The 804-nt window shown below is 33.6% G+C and carries 1 pseudogene; it reads right to left on the minus strand.

The features are described from left to right. A pseudogene (locus ACJTHF_RS14000) lies at nucleotides 1–804 on the minus strand (phosphoglucomutase); the annotation flags it as partial.

The following is an 804-nucleotide window of genomic DNA, read 5'->3' on the forward strand; positions in this document are numbered from 1 at the left end:
GGTCGGACTGCTATAAATCCTTCTTCAAATATGAACTTAATGAGATCTGTTTGTGGTAAGTGAATGGTTTGTGTCTTACCTGTTTTAACATTAAGTGATTCTTTTGTAATATAATTTTCTATAAACAGTGGTGTTAGATTCTCTAACTCAATTGTTTCTAGCTGTTTAAAGTCATTCATAATTTGTTGGATTTTTTCTCGTCCTTCTGCACCTTCAAATGCTGGTGAGAGTGTCTTATCTTTATACTGACCTAGTTCTTGATAAATATTATCTAATACGTCTTTGAATGTCTTGTTTTCTTGTGCCAGTTGTTCTTTATATTTAATCAATAGTGCTGCTGTTTGTATCGCATCTTTATCTCTTGAGAAGTCTTCTACTAAATAGCCATGGCTTTCTTCGAAAGCTATAACTAGTTGTGATTGTTTTTCTTCTAATTGCTTTAATTGTTCTGAGATGTATTTGAAACCTGTTAACACATTAATTACTTCAATGTTCAATGATTGTGCTAATTTTTCACTTAAAGCACCTGTTACAACAGATTTAATCATGTATTTATGTGCATCGCTTGTTAATTGCGCATGTCTTAGTTTAATGAGTAATAGTCCAATCTCATTACCATTGAAATATCTTGTTGTTCCATCTTCATAACGTTCAACAATACCGATTCTGTCGGCATCTGGATCAGTTGCGATAATGAGTTGCGCCTGTTCTTTCTCAGCTAATTGTTTACTTAAATCAAACGTATCTGCTTCTTCCGGATTGGCTATACGCACTGTTGGAAAATCACCGTTAGGTGTAGATTGT

It is taken from the genome of Mammaliicoccus sp. RAM2 (genome assembly GCF_045897195.1).
GTDB classification, from domain to species: Bacteria; Bacillota; Bacilli; order Staphylococcales; family Staphylococcaceae; genus Mammaliicoccus; species Mammaliicoccus sciuri.